Source organism: Nocardioides sp. Root140 (assembly GCF_001426745.1).
Taxonomy (GTDB): domain Bacteria; phylum Actinomycetota; class Actinomycetes; order Propionibacteriales; family Nocardioidaceae; genus Nocardioides.
The window spans coordinates 162,568-178,993 of record NZ_LMFI01000014.1 but is presented as its reverse complement, the minus strand read 5'-3'; the positions used below and the strand labels follow the sequence as shown (position 1 = coordinate 178,993).

The 16,426-nt window shown below is 69.3% G+C and carries 13 protein-coding genes and 1 tRNA gene; 6 read left to right on the top strand and 8 right to left on the bottom strand.

The genetic code is table 11. From position 1 onward, the window contains the following. Window positions 1–145: 145 nt before the first annotated feature. The 6 genes from ASD30_RS23135 to ASD30_RS23110 all read right to left on the bottom strand — a co-directional run bounded on the left by ASD30_RS23135 (window position 146) and on the right by ASD30_RS23110 (window position 6,699). The gene (locus tag ASD30_RS23135) at window positions 146–1,564 is read right to left on the bottom strand and encodes a carboxyl transferase domain-containing protein (protein WP_056687727.1); all 1,419 of its coding nucleotides are present in this window, start codon (window positions 1,562–1,564) and stop codon (window positions 146–148) included. Continuing rightward, window positions 1,564–2,814, bottom strand: coding sequence for a beta-ketoacyl-[acyl-carrier-protein] synthase family protein (locus tag ASD30_RS23130; protein WP_056687724.1), 1,251 nt, complete (start codon window positions 2,812–2,814; stop codon window positions 1,564–1,566). Before ASD30_RS23130 ends, ASD30_RS23135 begins: the two co-directional genes overlap by 1 nt. Before the next feature lie 75 nt (window positions 2,815–2,889). After that, window positions 2,890–3,135 carry an acyl carrier protein gene (locus tag ASD30_RS23125; RefSeq protein ID WP_056687722.1) on the bottom strand — a complete coding sequence of 82 codons (246 nt, stop codon included), beginning with the start codon at window positions 3,133–3,135 and terminating at the stop codon, window positions 2,890–2,892. Between the two features lie 66 nt (window positions 3,136–3,201). Then, a complete protein-coding gene (locus ASD30_RS23120) occupies window positions 3,202–4,203 on the bottom strand; it encodes a beta-ketoacyl-ACP synthase III (protein ID WP_056687719.1) in 1,002 nt (333 codons plus the stop codon). Continuing rightward, window positions 4,200–5,387, bottom strand: a complete 1,188-nt coding sequence (locus tag ASD30_RS23115; RefSeq protein WP_056687716.1) for an acyltransferase domain-containing protein — start codon at window positions 5,385–5,387, stop codon at window positions 4,200–4,202. Before ASD30_RS23115 ends, ASD30_RS23120 begins: the two co-directional genes overlap by 4 nt. Window positions 5,388–5,514: 127 nt before the next feature. Then, on the bottom strand, window positions 5,515–6,699 hold the full coding sequence (locus ASD30_RS23110; protein ID WP_056687713.1) for a PucR family transcriptional regulator: 1,185 nt from the start codon (window positions 6,697–6,699) through the stop codon (window positions 5,515–5,517). A gap of 269 nt (window positions 6,700–6,968) precedes the next feature. Between ASD30_RS23110 and ASD30_RS23105 the strand changes: the two genes are divergently transcribed. Next, complete coding sequence (locus tag ASD30_RS23105; protein ID WP_056687710.1) at window positions 6,969–7,967, top strand: alpha/beta fold hydrolase; 999 nt, start codon at window positions 6,969–6,971, stop codon at window positions 7,965–7,967. A 24-nt stretch (window positions 7,968–7,991) separates the two neighbouring features. On the opposite strand, the gene aceE is transcribed toward ASD30_RS23105, so the two are convergent. Beyond that, entirely contained in the window at window positions 7,992–10,763 is a 2,772-nt protein-coding gene (gene aceE, locus ASD30_RS23100; protein ID WP_056687707.1) for a pyruvate dehydrogenase (acetyl-transferring), homodimeric type, read from the bottom strand. 151 nt (window positions 10,764–10,914) lie between these two features. Here aceE and ASD30_RS23095 point away from each other — a divergent pair, with 151 nt between their 5' ends. After that, window positions 10,915–11,346 (top strand): DUF3052 domain-containing protein, encoded by a 432-nt coding sequence (locus tag ASD30_RS23095; protein WP_056687704.1) that lies wholly within the window; start codon window positions 10,915–10,917, stop codon window positions 11,344–11,346. An 84-nt stretch (window positions 11,347–11,430) separates the two neighbouring features. Next, entirely contained in the window at window positions 11,431–13,035 is a 1,605-nt protein-coding gene (locus ASD30_RS23090) for an AMP-binding protein (RefSeq protein WP_056687702.1), read from the top strand. Window positions 13,036–13,050: 15 nt separating this feature from the next. On the opposite strand, the gene ASD30_RS23085 is transcribed toward ASD30_RS23090, so the two are convergent. Continuing rightward, the gene (locus tag ASD30_RS23085) at window positions 13,051–13,881 is read right to left on the bottom strand and encodes a septum formation family protein (protein WP_056687699.1); all 831 of its coding nucleotides are present in this window, start codon (window positions 13,879–13,881) and stop codon (window positions 13,051–13,053) included. A gap of 48 nt (window positions 13,882–13,929) precedes the next feature. Between ASD30_RS23085 and ASD30_RS23080 the strand changes: the two genes are divergently transcribed. The 3 genes from ASD30_RS23080 (at window position 13,930) to ASD30_RS23070 (ending at window position 16,395) form a co-directional block, all read left to right on the top strand. Then, the gene (locus ASD30_RS23080; protein ID WP_056687696.1) at window positions 13,930–14,394 is read left to right on the top strand and encodes a peroxiredoxin; all 465 of its coding nucleotides are present in this window, start codon (window positions 13,930–13,932) and stop codon (window positions 14,392–14,394) included. Window positions 14,395–14,623: 229 nt separating this feature from the next. After that, a tRNA-Val gene (locus ASD30_RS23075) sits at window positions 14,624–14,698 on the top strand. A gap of 164 nt (window positions 14,699–14,862) precedes the next feature. Then, complete coding sequence (locus ASD30_RS23070; protein WP_056687692.1) at window positions 14,863–16,395, top strand: AMP-binding protein; 1,533 nt, start codon at window positions 14,863–14,865, stop codon at window positions 16,393–16,395. Window positions 16,396–16,426: the final 31 nt, after the last annotated feature.

Sequence of the window (16,426 nt, the reverse complement as noted above, 5' to 3'; positions counted from 1 at the left end):
CAACCCGAAGAACTCCTCGCGCTGCTCATACGACACATACCTCGGCATCCACAACACCACCCAACAGGGTTGAGTTGCTTAGACCGATTGATTCCGCCGGGTGCAAAGTGTCGTGGACAGGGCGTTACACGGGGAAGGGGGAGGGTCAGAGGGGGATGTTGCCGTGGTCGCCGCGGATCTCGGCGGCACCGGCGATCGCCCGGGCCAGGGCACTGCGGGTCACGTCGGGTTCGATGATCTCGTCGACCACGCCGATCTCGACGGCCTTCTGCACGCCACCGGAGATGCGCTCGTGCTCGACGGCCAGCTCGGCCTCGACCTGCGGACGGATGTCGGGGGCGACCTCGGCCAGCTTGCGGCGGTGGAGGATGCGGACCGCGGCGACGGCGCCCATCACGGCCACCTCGGCGCCGGGCCACGCGAACACGCGGGTGGCGCCCAGGGAGCGGGAGTTCATCGCGATGTAGGCCCCGCCGTACGTCTTGCGGGTCACCAGCGTCACGCGCGGCACGACGGCCTCGCCGAACGCGTGCAGCAGCTTCGCGCCGCGGCGTACGACGCCGTCCCACTCCTGGCCGACGCCGGGCAGGTAGCCGGGTACGTCGACCAGCACCACGAGCGGCACGCCGAACGCGTCGCACATGCGCACGAACCGGGCGGCCTTCTCGGCCGAGGCCGAGTCGAGGCAGCCACCCAGGCGCATCGGGTTGTTGGCGACGACACCGACCGTGCGACCGCCCATGCGGCCGAGTGCGGTGACGATGTTGGGTGCCCAGCGGGCGTGCAGCTCCTGGATCGTGCCAGTGTCGAGGACCTCCTCGACCAGCGGGTGCACGTCGTAGGCGCGCTTCTTCGACTCGGGGAGGCAGGCGGCGAGGTCGCGGTCCTCGATCGTGTCGAGGTCCATCGACCCCTGTGCGCCGAGCAGGGTGGCCACGCGTCGTCCGCGGTCGAGCGCCTCGGCCTCGGTCTCGGTGAGGATGTGGACGACACCGGAACGTCGTCCGTGCGGCTCGGGACCGCCCAGGCGCGCCATGTCGACGTCCTCGCCGGTCACCGAGCGCACCACGTCGGGCCCGGTCACGAAGATCCGGCCGTCGGGGCCGAGGATCACGACGTCGGTCAGCGCGGGGCCGTAGGCGGCGCCACCGGCGGCGGCGCCGAGCACGATCGAGATCTGGGGGATCCTGCCGGAGGCCTGGGTCATGATGTGGAAGATCTCGCCGACCGCGTGCAGCGAGAGCACGCCCTCGGCGAGTCGGGCGCCACCGGAGTGCCACAGGCCGACCACGGGCACGTCGTCCTGGAGGGCCCGACGGTAGGCGACCAGCACGGCCTTGCAGCCCTCGTCGCCCATCGCGCCGCCCATGACCGTGGGGTCGGAGCAGAACGCGACCACGGGGGAGCCGTTGACCAGGCCGCGGGCGGCTAGCATGCCGGACCCGTCGTCCTCGGTCAGCGTCTCGAGCGTGCCCTCGTCGAAGAACGCGCCCATCCGGTTGAGCGGGTGACGCGAGTCGTCGACCCGGCTCGGCTTGGTCCCCGTGGTGGCGACCGCGGTCATCAGATGCTGCCGAAGGCGACGGCCACGTTGGCGCCACCGAACCCGAAGGAGTTGTTCAGCGCCACGATGTCGCCCTGGGGCAGGTCGCGGGCCTTGGTCGGGATGTCGAGGTCGACCCGTGGGTCCTTGTTGTCCAGGTTGATCGTCGGCGGGCTCACCCGGTCGCGGATGGCCAGGACGCAGGCGACGGCCTCGAGGGCGCCTGCGCCACCGAGCAGGTGGCCGGTCATCGACTTCGTCGAGGTGACCACGCAGTTGTCGACCTGGTCGCCCAGCGTGGCGTGCAGCATCAGGCCCTCGGCCACGTCGCCCTGCGGCGTCGAGGTCGCGTGGGCGTTGACGTGTACGACGTCGCGCGGGCTGAAGTCGCCGGAGTCGATCGCGAGCTGGATGGCGCGGGTGCCACCACGGCCCTCGGGGTCGGGCTGGGCGATGTCGTGGGCGTCGTTGCTGATGCCCGAGCCCATGACCTGGGCGTAGATGCGGGCGCCGCGGGCCAGGGCGTGCTCCTCGGACTCGAGCACCAGGATGCCGGCGCCCTCACCGAGGACGAACCCGTCGCGGGCGGTGTCCCAGGGACGGGAGACCGTGGTGGGGTCGCCGCCCTCTTCGCTGCCGGTCTTCGACAGCGCCATCATCTGGGCGAACGCGGCCATCGGCAGCGGGTGGATCGCGGCCTCGGTGCCACCGGCGACCACGACGTCGGCCCGGCCGAGCCGGATCTGGTCGAGGGCCATCGAGATGGCCTCGTTGCCGGAGGCGCAGGCCGAGGTCGGTGCGTTGACCGCGCCGCGGGCGCCGACGTACAGGCCGACGTTGGCGGCCGGTGCGTTGGGCATCAGCATCGGGACGGAGAGGGGGGAGACCCGGCGGGCGCCCTTCTCCTTGAGTGTGTCGTAGTTGGCCAGCAGGGTGGTGACCCCGCCGATGCCGGACGCGACGGCGACACCCGTGCGGGTGCCGTCCAGTTCGACACCCTCGAGGCCCGCGTCCCGCCAGGCTTCCATGGCAGCGATCATGGCGAACTGCGCCGACCGGTCGAGGCGACGTGCCTTGACCCGGTCGAGCACTTCGCCGGGCTCCACGGCAATCCGGCCGGCAATCTTCACCGGGATGTCCTGTGCCCACTCGTCATCGAGGTGGCGAACGCCGGAGGTGCCGGCCAGGAGCGCCGACCAGGTGCTGGCGACGTCGCCGCCGACAGGGTTGGTGGTGCCGAGTCCGGTGACGACCACGCGCTTGAGAGACATGCGGTTCCTTCGCGGTTTGGGAAGCGGGCCCTCGAGGGGGCTGGCCCCAGAGGGGCCGGGATGAACGGGGGAGGGTCAGCTGGCGGCGTTCTCGATGAACGAGACCGCGTCGCCGACCGTCTTGAGGTTCTTGACCTGGTCGTCCGGGATCGAGACGCCGAACTTCTCCTCGCAGGCCACGACGACCTCGACCATGGACAGCGAGTCGACGTCGAGGTCGTCCACGAAGGACTTGTCGAGCTGTACGTCGTCGGCGGGGATGCCGGCAACCTCGTTGACGATCTCGGCGAGGTCGGAGCGGATCTCTTCAGTGGTGGCCATGCCGGGTTCTCCTTGGGTTGGGTTATTTCTGGTGGTGCAGTCTGATTGTGCAGTCTGACGTGCAGGTCAGGGAACGGTGACGACCTGGGCGGCGTACGCCAGGCCGGCACCGAAGGCGATCAGCAGTGCGGTGTCGCCGCTGCGCGCCTCTCCCTCGGTGATCATGCGTTCGAGGGCAAGGGGGACCGAGGCGGCAGAGGTGTTGCCCTGCTCGGCGATGTCACGGGCGATGCGCACCGTGTCGGGCAGCTTCATCGCCCGCGCCATCGCGTCGGTGATGCGCATGTTGGCCTGGTGCGGCACGAAGACGTCGAGCTCGGCGGCGGTGACCCCGGCCCGGTCGAGCGCCTCCTGGGCGACCTTGGCCATCTCGAAGGCGGCCCAGCGGAACACCGAGCGTCCCTCCATGATCAGGTGCGGCATCTGCGGGTCGTCGGAGGCGATCACGTCGCGCCAGTCGACGTTCTGCCGGATGTAGTCGTAGTGCTCGCCGTCGGAGCCCCACACCACCGGGCCGATGCCGGCCACCTCGGACGGGCCCACCACGACCGCACCGGCGCCGTCGGCGAAGATGAACGCCGTGCCGCGGTCGGTCGGGCTGGTGATGTCGGAGAGGCGCTCGACGCCGACGACCAGCACGTGGCCGGCCGAGCCGCCGCGCACCATGTCGGCGGCCAGCGAGACGCCGTGGCAGAAGCCGGCGCAGGCGGCGGAGATGTCGAAGGCCGCGGCGCCGTTGGTGCCGAGCTCGTGGGCGATCAGCGACGCCGCGGACGGCGTCTGCATCAGGTGGCTGACCGTGGCGACGATGACGCAGTCGATCTGCTCCGCGGCGACGCCGGCCTGCTCGAGGGCCTGCTTCGAGGCGGCAACCGACATCATCGGCACGGTCTCGTCGTCCTCGGCGAAGCCACGGGTCTTGATGCCGGAGCGCTGCTGGATCCACTCGTCACTGGAGTCGATCGCCTCGACCACCTCGGAGTTGGGGACGACGCGGCGCGGGCGGTAGGCGCCCACGCCCAGGATCGTCGCCTCGGCTGAGCCGGTGGAACTGCGGAGTGCGGTCATGAGGCGGCGCCCGTCGGGTGGAGTCGGAGGAGAGGTTGGCCGGGAGAGACGATGTCGCCGTCCTCGACGAGCCATTCCACGACCGTACCGCCGTGGGCGGCGGTGACGTCTATGCGGTCACGCAGACTGGCGACGGCACCGATCAGGGCGCGCTCGCCGAGCTCGACGGCGTCGGCCGCTGCGGCGTCGCGGTGGAACGTGCCCTTCGCGGGGCTGACCACCATCCGCCAGGTCGGGTTGGTGTCGATCTGGGAGGCCTCGCCGTGCTTCTCGCAGAAGGCGCGGGCGTCGTCGAGCTGGTCGGGGGTCTTGAGCGCGAACGTCTCGACGCCCTTCATCGCCCGCCTGGCGATACCGGTGAGAGTGCCGGCCGGCGGCATCTCCAGGATCCCGGTGACGCCGAGGTCGAGCATCGTGTCCATGCAGAGGTCCCAGCGCACCGGCTGGCTGATCTGCTTGACGATGCGGGCCAGCACCTCGCGGCCGTCGTGGACGACCTGGCCGTCGGCGTTCGAGATGATCACCGTGCGTGGGTCGTGGGTCGAGACCGAGCGGGCCAGGCTGCCCATGCGCTCGACGGCCGGTGCCATGTGGTCGGTGTGGAACGCGCCGGCCACCGAGAGCGGGATCAGGCGGGCCTTGGCGGGCGGGTCCTCGGCCAGCGCGGCGAGCTGCTCGACGGTGCCGGCGGCGACGATCTGGCCGGGGCCGTTGTCGTTGGCCGGGGTCAGGCCGTGCTTGGCGAGCGATGCGAGGACCTCCTCACGGTCGCCACCGAGGACAGCGGTCATGCTGGTCGGGCGCTGCGCGGCGGCGTCGGCCATCAGACGGCCGCGTTCGCGGACCAGCACCATGGCCTGCTCGGCGGTGATCGCACGGGCACCGGCGGCGGCGGTCAGCTCGCCGACACTGTGGCCGGCGACGGCACCGATCTTGCCGAACGCGTCGGCCGGGCTCGGGAAGAGCTCGAGGGCAGCGACCAGGCCGGCGGCCACGAGCAGCGGCTGCGCGATCTGTGTCTCGCGGATCGTCTCCGCGTCGGCCTCGGTGCCGTAGTGCACCAGGTCGAGGCCGGCGACTGTCGACAGCCACTCGAAGCGACCCCTGAACACGGGGTCCTCGAGCCAGGGGGAGAGGAATCCGGGGGACTGGGCACCTTGGCCTGGAGCGACAATGACGAGCACGTCGTCAACTGTGCCGTGTCCGGGCCGTGGACCGAGGGGTGCCACGCACGAAATACATGGGCGGTTCCTTGTCGGGTTCCCACAATTTCCTGTTACCCGCCAGTGAGTTGTCGGCGCCAGGTTAACGTCATGTTTCGGAGAGGCGTCCGCACGTCAACGCGACGGCCAGGGTGTAGCCGTCGCGCGGCTGGCTGGCGGTGAGTCCGGTGAGCTCCGCGGCCTGGCGCAGGCGATAGCGAATCGTGTTCGGGTGGACGAACAGCGACCGGGCCGTGCCCTCCACCGAGCCACCGTGCCCGAAGTAGGCGTCGAGGGTCTCGATCAGGGTGCCGCGGCCCTCCTTCAGCGGCAGGTACACCTCCTCGATCAGCTGGCGCCTGGCGTCTTCGTGGCCGGCCAGGACGCGTTCGGGGAGCAGGTCGCGCGCGGCGACCGGACGTGGTGCCTGCGGCCACGCCGCAGCCACCCGGAAGCCGGCCAGGGCCGCCGTCGCCGAGTGGTGGGCACTGCCCAGGTCGGGTGCCACCGGTCCGAACACGATCGGCCCTTCGGCGAAGTGCTTGCTGAGCGCTCGCACCGCGGACTCCGGCTCCTCGACGCCGCCGAGGATCACCACCATGCGATCGCCCTGTACGGCGCACAGGGCGTCCATGTGGTGCGCCCGGGCGGACCGGCGTACGTCGTCGAAGATGTTGACCGTCGAGCCGGGTGCGGCTCGCCCCAGCACCACGACCACCTCGCCCGAGCCGCCCCAGCCCAGCGCGCTGGCGCGGGAGAGCACGGTCTCGTCGCTCTCGGAGCGCAGCACCGAGTCGACCACCAGCGCCTCGAGCCGGGCGTCCCACGCGCCGCGCGACTCGGCGGCCCTGGCGTAGACCTCGGCGGTGGCGAAGGCGAGCTCCCGGCCGTAGCGCAGCAGGCCCTCGTGGACGACGGGTGCCAGCTCGGCGCCGAGCAGGTCGTCGAGGTTGGCCTCCACGACGTCGATCGTGAGGCGGACCAGGTCGACGGTCTGCTGCAGGGTGATCACACCGGCCAGGGCACGGGGAGCAGCCCCGAAGACCTGCGCGGCGATGGGGGAGTCGGCCTCGGTGGAGAGATCCCACGAATCGGCGTGGTCGCGGAACCAGGAGATGAAGCCACGGATACCGGCCTGCACGATCATGCCGACCCAGGACCGGTTCTCCGCGGAGAGGTCGCGGAACCAGGCCTTCTCGGTGTCCATGCCGGCCATCGCTGCCGTGCTCAGCGGACCCACCGCACGCTGCAGCAGTGCGGAGGCGTCCTCGCGTGGAGTGGTCGGCCGGGTCACGCTCGCAGGCTAGTGGACGACGTCGAAGTTCGCCGGGTGGCCCGACGAACCTCGGCGACGGCCACTGCGTGTGCCGATCGTGACCACGGCGTCACATGACTGCAATGGACAGGAGGGAGAGTTCTGTCAAGACCCGGTCCAGTGGGCAAGAGGTCGGGCGGGTGGTCTCCGAAATCGGCCGGACGTCTGGTTCACTTGACGACTGTCAAGACGAAGGGCGCCGTGACCAGACGGCGTGGCCAGACGGGCGTGACCAGACAGGAGCGGTGATGACGGCGCAGAAGCTCGACGTCCAGTACGTCACCCTGCACGGCCACCGGCGGGCGTTCGTCCGCACGGGGTCCGGTCCGGCGCTGCTGCTCCTCCACGGCCTGGGCTGCGACCACACCACGTGGGAGCCGGTGATCCGGCAGCTGGCCCGCAACCACACCGTGATCGCCCCCGACCTGCTCGGCCACGGACGCTCGGCCAAGCCCCGGGCCGACTACTCGCTGGGCGGCTACGCCAACGGCATGCGCGACCTGCTGACCCTGCTCGGCATCGACCGGGCCACCGTGGTCGGCCACAGCTTCGGTGGCGGGGTGGCCATGCAGTTCGCCTACCAGTTCCCTGAGCGGACCGAGCGGATGATCCTGGTCGCCTCGGGCGGCTTCGGCCCCGAGGTCACCCCGGCGATCCGCGCGCTGACGACGCCCGGCGCCGACCCGGCCCTGGGCGTGCTGACCCTGCCCGGCGTACGCCACCTGGCCACCGCGGCCCTGCGCGCACTCGCCGGGACCGGCCAGACCTGGGCCCGGGACCTCGACGAGGTCGCCGACATCGTCGACACGTTCAAGGACCCGGCAGCCCGGGCCGCAATCAGGCACGTCACCCGCGCCGTGGTCGACTGGCGCGGTCAGGTCGTCACGATGAGCGACCGCGCCTACCTCACCGAGGCCGTCCCGGTCTGCGTGATCTGGGGACGCAACGACATGGTGATCCCGGTGCGGCACGCCAACACCGCCGCCGCCCTGGCGCCCGGGTCCCGTGTCGAGGTTCTGGCCAACTGCGGGCACTTCCCGCACAAGGACCACCCCGAGCGGTTCGTCAGGATCGTGCAGGGCTTCATGGGCAGCACCCAGCCGGCCGTCTACGACCGGGCCGTCTTCCGGGACCTGCTCGCCCGCGGTGGCGAGATCGACGTACAGAGCTCGCTGGCCGGCAAGGCACCGATCGCCCCGCTCCGCGCGCTCGAGACCGACCCGCAGGTCGGCCAGGCCCTCGCCTGACCGACCCCGCGCGGACGAAGCAGGTCAGGCGTCGCCGCCCTCCTGGAGCACGCCGGCCACGGCCGTCGGGTCGTCGATGCGGTAGCGATCGAGCGCCTCGGTGACCCGCGCCGGATCGATCTCCCCGGCATCGGCCAGCGCGCCGAGGGCCTGGACGACCACCGACTCCGCGTCGATGTGGAAGAACCGTCGTGCCGCGGGCCGGGTGTCGGCGAAGCCGAAGCCGTCGGCGCCCAGCACCCGGTAGTCCTCGGGCACCCAGCGGGCGATCTGCAGCGGCACGGCCGTCATGTAGTCGGACACCGCGACGACCGGACCCTGGCCGTCGGCCAGCACCTCGGTGACGTACGCCGACCGGTGCTTCTCCTGCGGGTGCCGCAGGTTCCACTTGTCGACCTCGATGGCCTCACGGGCCAGCTCGTTCCACGACGTGACCGACCACGTCTCCGCCTGCACACCCCAGTCCTCGGCGAGCATCCGCTGGGCGTCCACGATCCAGGGGAAGCCGACGCCGGAGGCGAGCAGACGCACGCGCGGGCCCTCGGCGTCCGTGGTCGAGACCTGGTACATGCCCTTGAGCAGGCCGGCGACGTCGAGTCCCTCGGGCTCCGCCGGCTGGGCGACCGGCTCGTTGTAGACGGTCATGTAGAAGATGACGTTCTCGCCCTGCGGGTGCTGCTCGCTGGTGCCGTACATGCGTTCCAGGCCGGAGCGCATGATGTGGCCGACCTCGTAGGCGAACGCGGGGTCGTAGTGCACCACGGCCGGGTTGGTCGCGGCGAGCAGTGGTGAGTGTCCGTCGGCGTGCTGGAGGCCCTCGCCGGTGAGCGTCGTACGCCCCGCGGTGGCGCCGATCAGGAACCCACGCGCCATCTGGTCGGCCATCGCCCAGATCGAGTCGCCGGTGCGCTGGAACCCGAACATCGAGTAGAAGATGTAGAACGGGATCATCGGCTCGCCGTGCGTCGTGTACGACGACCCGGCGGCCGTGGCCGACGCCATTGCGCCGGCCTCGGAGATGCCCTCGTGCAGCATCTGGCCCGTCGTCGACATCTTGTACTGGAGCAGCATGTTGCGGTCGACCGACTCGTAGGTCTGGCCGGCCGGGTCGTAGACCTTCGCCGACGGGAACATCGCGTCCATGCCGAACGTGCGGTACTCGTCGGGTGCGATCGGCACGATCCGGTCGCCGATGCCCGGGTCGCGCATCCAGTCCTTGAGCAACCGGACCGCGGCCATCGTGGTGGCGACCTTGTTCTTGCCGGCGCCCTTCTTGAGCTCGGCGTACGTGCCGTCGCCGGGGAGGGTCAGCATCTTGGCGCGGTTGACCCGCTGCGGGATGGAGCCACCCAGCTGGTTGCGCCGCTCCATCATGTACTCGATCTCGGGGGAGTTCTCGCCCGGGTGGAAGAACGGCGCGGTGCCGGTGGCTTCGTACGCCGACTCGAGGTCGCGGTCGCTGATCGGCAGGTAGAGCCGGTCGCGGAACTTCTTCAGGTCCTCCTGGGTGAGCTTCTTCATCTGGTGGGTGGCGTTCTTGCCCTCCAGTGCGTCGATCGTCCAGCCCTTGACGGTGTGGGCGAGGATCACCGTCGGCTGGCCGACGTGCTTCGTCGCGGCGTCGAAGGCGGCGTAGACCTTGCGGTAGTCGTGGCCACCGCGCGGCAGCTTCTCGATCTGCCGGTCTGTCATGTGCTCGACCATCGCCCGCAACCGGGGGTCGGGTCCGAAGAAGTGCTCGCGGTTGTAGGCGCCGCTCTCGACGGAGAAGGTCTGGAACGCGCCGTCCGGGGTGGTGTTCATCTGGTTGACCAGGACGCCGTCGACGTCGCGGGCCAGCAGGTCGTCCCACTCGCGGCCCCAGACCACCTTGATGACGTTCCAGCCGGCACCGCGGAAGTTGGCCTCGAGCTCCTGGATGATCTTGCCGTTGCCGGTGACCGGGCCGTCGAGCTGCTGCAGGTTGCAGTTGATCACCCAGGTCAGGTTGTCGAGCTCTTCGCGGGCCGCGATGCGGATCGCGCCCAGGGACTCGGGCTCGGCCATCTCGCCGTCGCCGAGGAAGGCCCAGACGTGCTGCTCGCTGGTGTCCTTGATGCCGCGGTTGGCGAGGTAGCGGTTGAACCGTGCCTGGTAGATGGAGCCGATGCCGGTCAGGCCCATCGACACCGTGGGGAACTCCCAGAAGTCGGGCATCAGCCGGGGGTGCGGGTAGGAAGGCAGCCCGGCGCCCTTGCCGTGCTGCACCTCCTGACGGAACCGGAACAGCTGCTGCTCGGTCAGCCGGCCCTCGAGGAACGCGCGGGCGTAGATGCCGGGGGAGGCGTGGCCCTGGATGAAGAGCTGGTCACCGCCGCCGGGGTGGTCCTTGCCGCGGAAGAAGTGGTTGAAGCCGACCTCGTAGAGGCTCGCGCTGGACTGGTAGGTCGCGATGTGGCCGCCGACCTCGAGCCCCTTGCGGTTGGCGCTGGAGACCATGACCGCGGCGTTCCAGCGGATGAACGCACGGATCCTGCGTTCGACCTCCTCGTCGCCGGGGAACCACGGTTCACGCTCCGGCGGGATGGTGTTGATGTAGTCGGTGCTGCGCAGGGCAGGTACGCCGACCTGCTTCTCGCGGGCACGTTCGAGGAGGCGGAGCATCAGGTAACGGGCGCGTTCCCGGCCTCGCTCGTCGATCATGGCGTCGAAGGACGCGAGCCAGTCGCCTGTTTCCTCGGGGTCGATGTCAGGCAGCTGTGTCGGGAGGCCCTCATGAATTACGGGTGGATTCAAGGGCTTGGTGGTGTCGGTCACTCCGCCATCTTGGCACGCGCCCACAGGGGAGGAAATCTACCGAGGGGTAGACCCCGGGTGCCCACCTCCGGGGGCGCAGGGTTGCGCAGCGGGGCGATGTCCGGTGGACTACGGGCACCTGTTTTCCGTGACGCGTGACTGGAGGAGTCTCTTGAGCTCGACCGCGGGTGGCCCGGCCGCCCAGAATGCCGTACTTGCCGAACGCCTTGGGCTCAAGCCCGGGCTCGTGATCCAGGAACTCGGCTGGGACAACGACACCGACGACGACCTGCGTGTTCAGATCGAGGACTGCATCGACGCGGACATGGTCGATGGGGACTACGGCAACGTCGTGGACTCGGTCCTCCTGTGGTGGCGTGACGACGACGGCGACCTGGTCGATGCGCTCGTCGACTCACTGACCGACCTCGTCGGAGGCGGTGTCATCTGGCTGCTCACCCCGAAGGTGGGACGCCCCGGTGCCGTGGACCCGTCCGACATCGCAGAGGCGGCCCCGATCGCCGGACTGTCGCAGACCACGACCGCGACCGTGAGCAAGGACTGGGCCGCGACGCGGCTGGTGGCGCCGAAGTCCGCCCACTGAGCACCTTCCCATTGTTACCGGCGAGTTGGCAGGCTGGGTCCCTCAGACCAGCTGCTGCCGTGCGGGCGGCCGAAAGGAACATCCATGGGACAGGGTCGTGAACGCCTCAAGTCGGGCGCAACCTCCGTCAAGGTGCTTGCCGGATCCGGGGTCGTTCGCCCCTACTCGCCACTGAAGCTGGCCCGGCTGGCCCGCACCGTGGTCACCTGGGGGACCGGCGTGGCCGGCGGGTTCGCGTCACTGGCCGTGCGCCATCCCGACCGCCCGGGGCTGATCGACGAGCTCGGCACGCTCACCTTCGGCGACATCCACCGCCGCAGCAACGCCCTCGCGTCGAGCCTGCGCGCCCGCGGAGTCAAGGAGGGTGACGGCGTCGCCATCATGTGCCGCAACCACCGCGGCTTCGTCGACGCCAGCCTGGCCGTGGCCAAGCTCGGTGCCGACGTGCTCTACCTCAACACCGCCTTCGCCGGCCCCCAGCTGGTCGACGTCCTGGCCCGCGAGAAGCCGATCGCAGTGATCCACGACGAGGAGTTCACCGGGCTCCTCGACGGCGCCCACGTCGAGAACCGCATCCTGGCGTGGACCGATACCGACACCGACCTCGACACCGTCGAGAAGCTGATCGCCGCGGGTTCCTCCGCAGACCTCCAGCCGCCGGACCGCCACTCGCGCACGATCATCCTGACCTCCGGCACCACCGGTACGCCGAAGGGCGCCCCCCGCAACGAGGCCGGCATCGACGCGGCGGTGTCCCTGCTCTCGAGGATGCCGCTGCGGGCCCAGTGGCGCTCGCACATCGCCGCACCCCTGTTCCACACGTGGGGCTTCGCACACCTGGCGCTCGGCATGCTGCTGGGCTCGACCGCCGTACTCACCCGGCGCTTCGACCCGGAGACCGCGCTCAAGGTGGTCTCCGAGAACAAGTGCGACTCGTTCGTGGTGATCCCGGTGATGCTGCAGCGCATCCTCCAGCTGCCCGAGGAGACCCGGTCGCGCTACGACTTCTCCACCGTCAAGGTGGTCGCCGCCTCCGGCTCCGCACTGCCGGGCGACCTGGCCCTCAACTGGATGGACACCTTCGGCGACACCCTCTACAACATCTACGGCTCGACCGAGATCGCCTATGCCTCGATCGCCACACCCGAAGACCTGCGCGCTGCTCCCGACAGTGCCGGCAAGCCGCCGCACGCGACCGTCGTACGCATCCTCGACCCGGAGGGCAAGGAGGTCCCGCAGGGGCAGTCCGGCCGCATCTTCGTCGGCAACGGGCTGCTCTTCGAGGGCTACACCGGCGGTGGCGGCAAGGAGGTCATCGACGGGCTGATGTCGAGCGGTGACGTCGGGCGGTACGACGCCAACGGCCGCCTGTACGTCGAGGGCCGCGACGACGAGATGATCGTGTCGGGAGGCGAGAACGTCTTCCCGAAGGAGGTCGAGGACTGCCTCTGTCGCCACGAGGCCGTCGTCGAGGCCGCCGCGATCGGCATCGACGACCCCGACTTCGGCAAGCGGCTGCGCGCCTTCGTCGTGATCACGGGTGACGTCGACGAGGACCAGCTCAAGGACTGGGTCAAGGCGAACCTCGCGCGCTTCAAGGTGCCCCGCGAGATCCACGTCCTCGACGAGCTGCCACGCAACGCCACCGGCAAGGTGCTCAAGCGCGAGCTGTTCGACTGGCAGCCATGAGCGCGGGCGCCCCCGTCAGGACGACGTGAACTTGTAGCAGGACAGCCGGCGCTCGCCGTCGCGCCACCAGGCCTCGAGGGGCCAGGTCACCCACCAGCTGTCGGTGCCCGCGATGCGGCCGCAGTTGGCGTTCGCGAACTTCTCGAACTGTGCGTCGGTGGGGTACTTCGCGCTCTTGCCGACCGGTGCCTCGAACCACCCGGCCCAGCGGTAGCCGTGCGGCTTGTCGCAGGTCACGTAGATCGCGTCGTCCTCCCCGTCGTCGTTGGTGTCGGAGCCGCGCCGGATGCAGCGGGCGTAGGGGTCCTCGAGCCCGTCGGCGAAGAGGTCGGTCGTCCTCGAGGTCTCCGGGAGCAGCTTGAGCTTGTCTCCCGACTCGGCGACCAGGTCGCAGCGGAACCAGCGGGCCCCGGCCGACCACTGGGCGGTGGTCGGCTCGAACCAGATCCAGTCCAGCACCGAGCCGAGCAGCCTGCCCTTGCTCAGACCGGTCGCCTCCGGGAGGTGCTTCTTGCACTGCTTGGTGACCACGGCGTAGTCCGAGCTCGTGGTGCCGGCCTTGAAGAGGCCGACGTGGTAGGTCAGCGTGTTGTGCTTCTCGTAGCAGTCGGAGACCGGCTTCTTGGTGTTGGTCGTCGACACGGACTGGGTGCGGCTCATGCTGTAGCAGGAGCCGACCACGGGGGCTCCGGCCATCGGGTCGAGCTCGGGTTCGGGGGACTCGGCGGGCTCTCCCATCGCCGCATTCAGCTCGGTCGTCCCCGTGTTGGTGCCGCATGCCTGGGCAAGCAGCAGCAGGCCGGCTGCCAGCGCCAGGGCGCTGGTGCGAAGATGACGGTCAGACATGAAACACCCCTTGGTCGCTAACACGATGAATCCTAGGACAGGCACTCGGTGACACCCCTCCAGCTCGGCGACACGGCACCTGACTTCACCCTTCGGGACCAGTTCGGTCAGGACGTGTCCCTCTCCGACTTCCGTGGCCGCAAGGCAGTTGCGCTCTTCTTCTACCCATTTGCGTTCTCGGGAATCTGCACCGGAGAACTGACCGGCATCCGGGACCGGCTCGACGAGTTCCTGACCTTCGACACCGAGGTGCTGGCGGTCTCGTGCGACCCGATCTACTCGATCCGGGCCTTCGCCGATCGCGACGGACTCAACTTCCCGCTGCTGGCGGACTTCTGGCCGCACGGCGAGGTGACGCGCCGGTACGACGTGTTCGACGACGTGAAGGGATGCCCCCGGCGGTCGTCGTACATCATCGACAAGGAGGGCCGCATCTCGTGGGCGGTGCACAACGCCATGCCCGAGGGCCGCGACCTCGACGAGCACCTGCGCGAGCTGCACGCACTGGTCTGAACGCACTGCCCGGACCTGTTCCGCAGGGGCTGGTCTGGACCGCCGTCTCCAATTTTGTGGATATTTCTCAAACCTCTGACGCACAGTCCGGAGACGCCGCAGAATTGTCCTTGTTGCGACCGCTGGTGACCCGAGACGCCGGCGGTCGCAGCTCATTTCGGGGAGTCCTCCTGGTGTCCGCGAGTTAGGGGCCGACTGCGCGATCGCGTAGTCTTTCCCGCGCCTCAATGCGTCGGTAGCTCAGCGGTAGAGCACTCGGTTTACACCCGAGCGGTCGGCGGTTCGAAACCGTCCCGACGCACCAGCCAGTCCTCCTGCTCCCCGGCGGCCGCTTTGGCCGCCCGTCGGCGTGCGATCGCCTTTCGTCGCAGCACCGCTGCCGTCCGTCTCAAGTCGAGGGTCGGGCACTCCCGCGGGCCAACCGTTGCTGGCTAGGGTGAGATCACCGTCACCAGTGAGGGAGCATTCATGCACGTCAATTTCCAGGTTGCAGACTTCATCGATCGTGCCGCTGTCGTGTACGGCGATCGGGTGGGGGTGGTCGATGAGCCTGATCAGCCGGCGCCGTCGCAGGGTTCGTTGACCTATGCGCAGATCGCGGCGAACGCGCGTCGTCAGGCGGCGAAGCTCGATGAGCTGGGTGTCGGGTTCGGTGACCGGGTGGCGGTGGTCTCGCACAACAGTGCGCGGTTGTTGACGTCGTTCTTCGGGGTGGCTGGGTTCGGGCGGGTGTTGGTGCCGGTGAACTTCCGGCTGCGCCCTGATGAGGTGTCCTACATCGTGGAGCATTCCGGGGCCCGGGTGTTGTTGGTCGACCCCGAGCTGGAGGAGTCCCTGGCCGGGGTGGAGGCGGAGTTCAAGTTCGTGATCGGCGACGATGACGAGATCTATGCAGCTGAGGGTGTGGAGCCGGTGGTGTGGGAGCCGGATGAGGCTGCCACGGCGTGCATCAACTACACCTCGGGTACGACGGCGCGTCCGAAGGGCGTGCAGATCACGCACCGCAACATCTGGGTGAATGCGGTGACGTTCGGGTTGCATGCCGGGGTCTCGGATCGGGACGTGTACTTGCACACGTTGCCGATGTTCCATGCGAACGGGTGGGGGATGCCGTTCGCGATGGCGGGGATGGGGGTGCCGCAGGTGGTGATCCGCAAGATCGATGGTGCGGAGATCCTGCGCCGTGTCGAGCAGCATGGGGTGACGGTGATGTGTGCGGCGCCGGCGGTGGTGGCCGCGGTGCTGGAGGCCGCGGCCGAGTGGGAGGGGGAGATCCCGGGTCGTGACCGGGTGCGGATCATCGTGGCTGGTGCGCCGCCGCCGACCAAGACGGTGGCGCGGGTGGAGGCCGAGCTGGGGTGGGAGTTCATCCAGATCTACGGGTTGACCGAGACGTCGCCGCTACTGACCATCAACCGGTCGCGTGCGGAGTGGGATGACCTGGACCCGTTGGAGCGGGCGTCGAACCTGGTGCGTGCGGGGGCGCCGGCGATCGGCGTACGCCTGTCCACTGATGCGGAGGGTGAGGTGATGGCGCGGTCGAACGTGGTGTTGGAGGGGTATTGGCAGAACCCGGAGGAGACGCAGCGGTGTCTGGCTGGTGGGTGGTTCCACACCGGTGATGGCGGCGTGATCGGTGAGGACGGGTATCTCACGATCAGTGACCGCAAGAAGGACGTCATCATCACCGGTGGTGAGAACGTCTCGAGCATCGAGGTGGAGGACGTGTTGTTCTCGCATCCGGCGGTGGCTGAGGTTGCGGTGATCGGTGTGCCGAGTGAGAAGTGGGGCGAGACGATCAAGGCGTTGGTCGTGCTGGCACCGGACGCCGAGGTCACCGAGGCGGAGCTGATCGCGTGGTGCAAGGACAAGGCGGCCGGTTACAAGGCGCCGACCTCGATCGAGTTCCGCGAGGAGCTGGCGCGTACGGCGACGGGCAAGCTGCAGAAGTTCAAGCTGCGTGAGCCCTACTGGGCAGACCAGGCCAAACAGGTCAACTGAGCCTCTGATTCGATCAGGTCTAAGAGCGGTC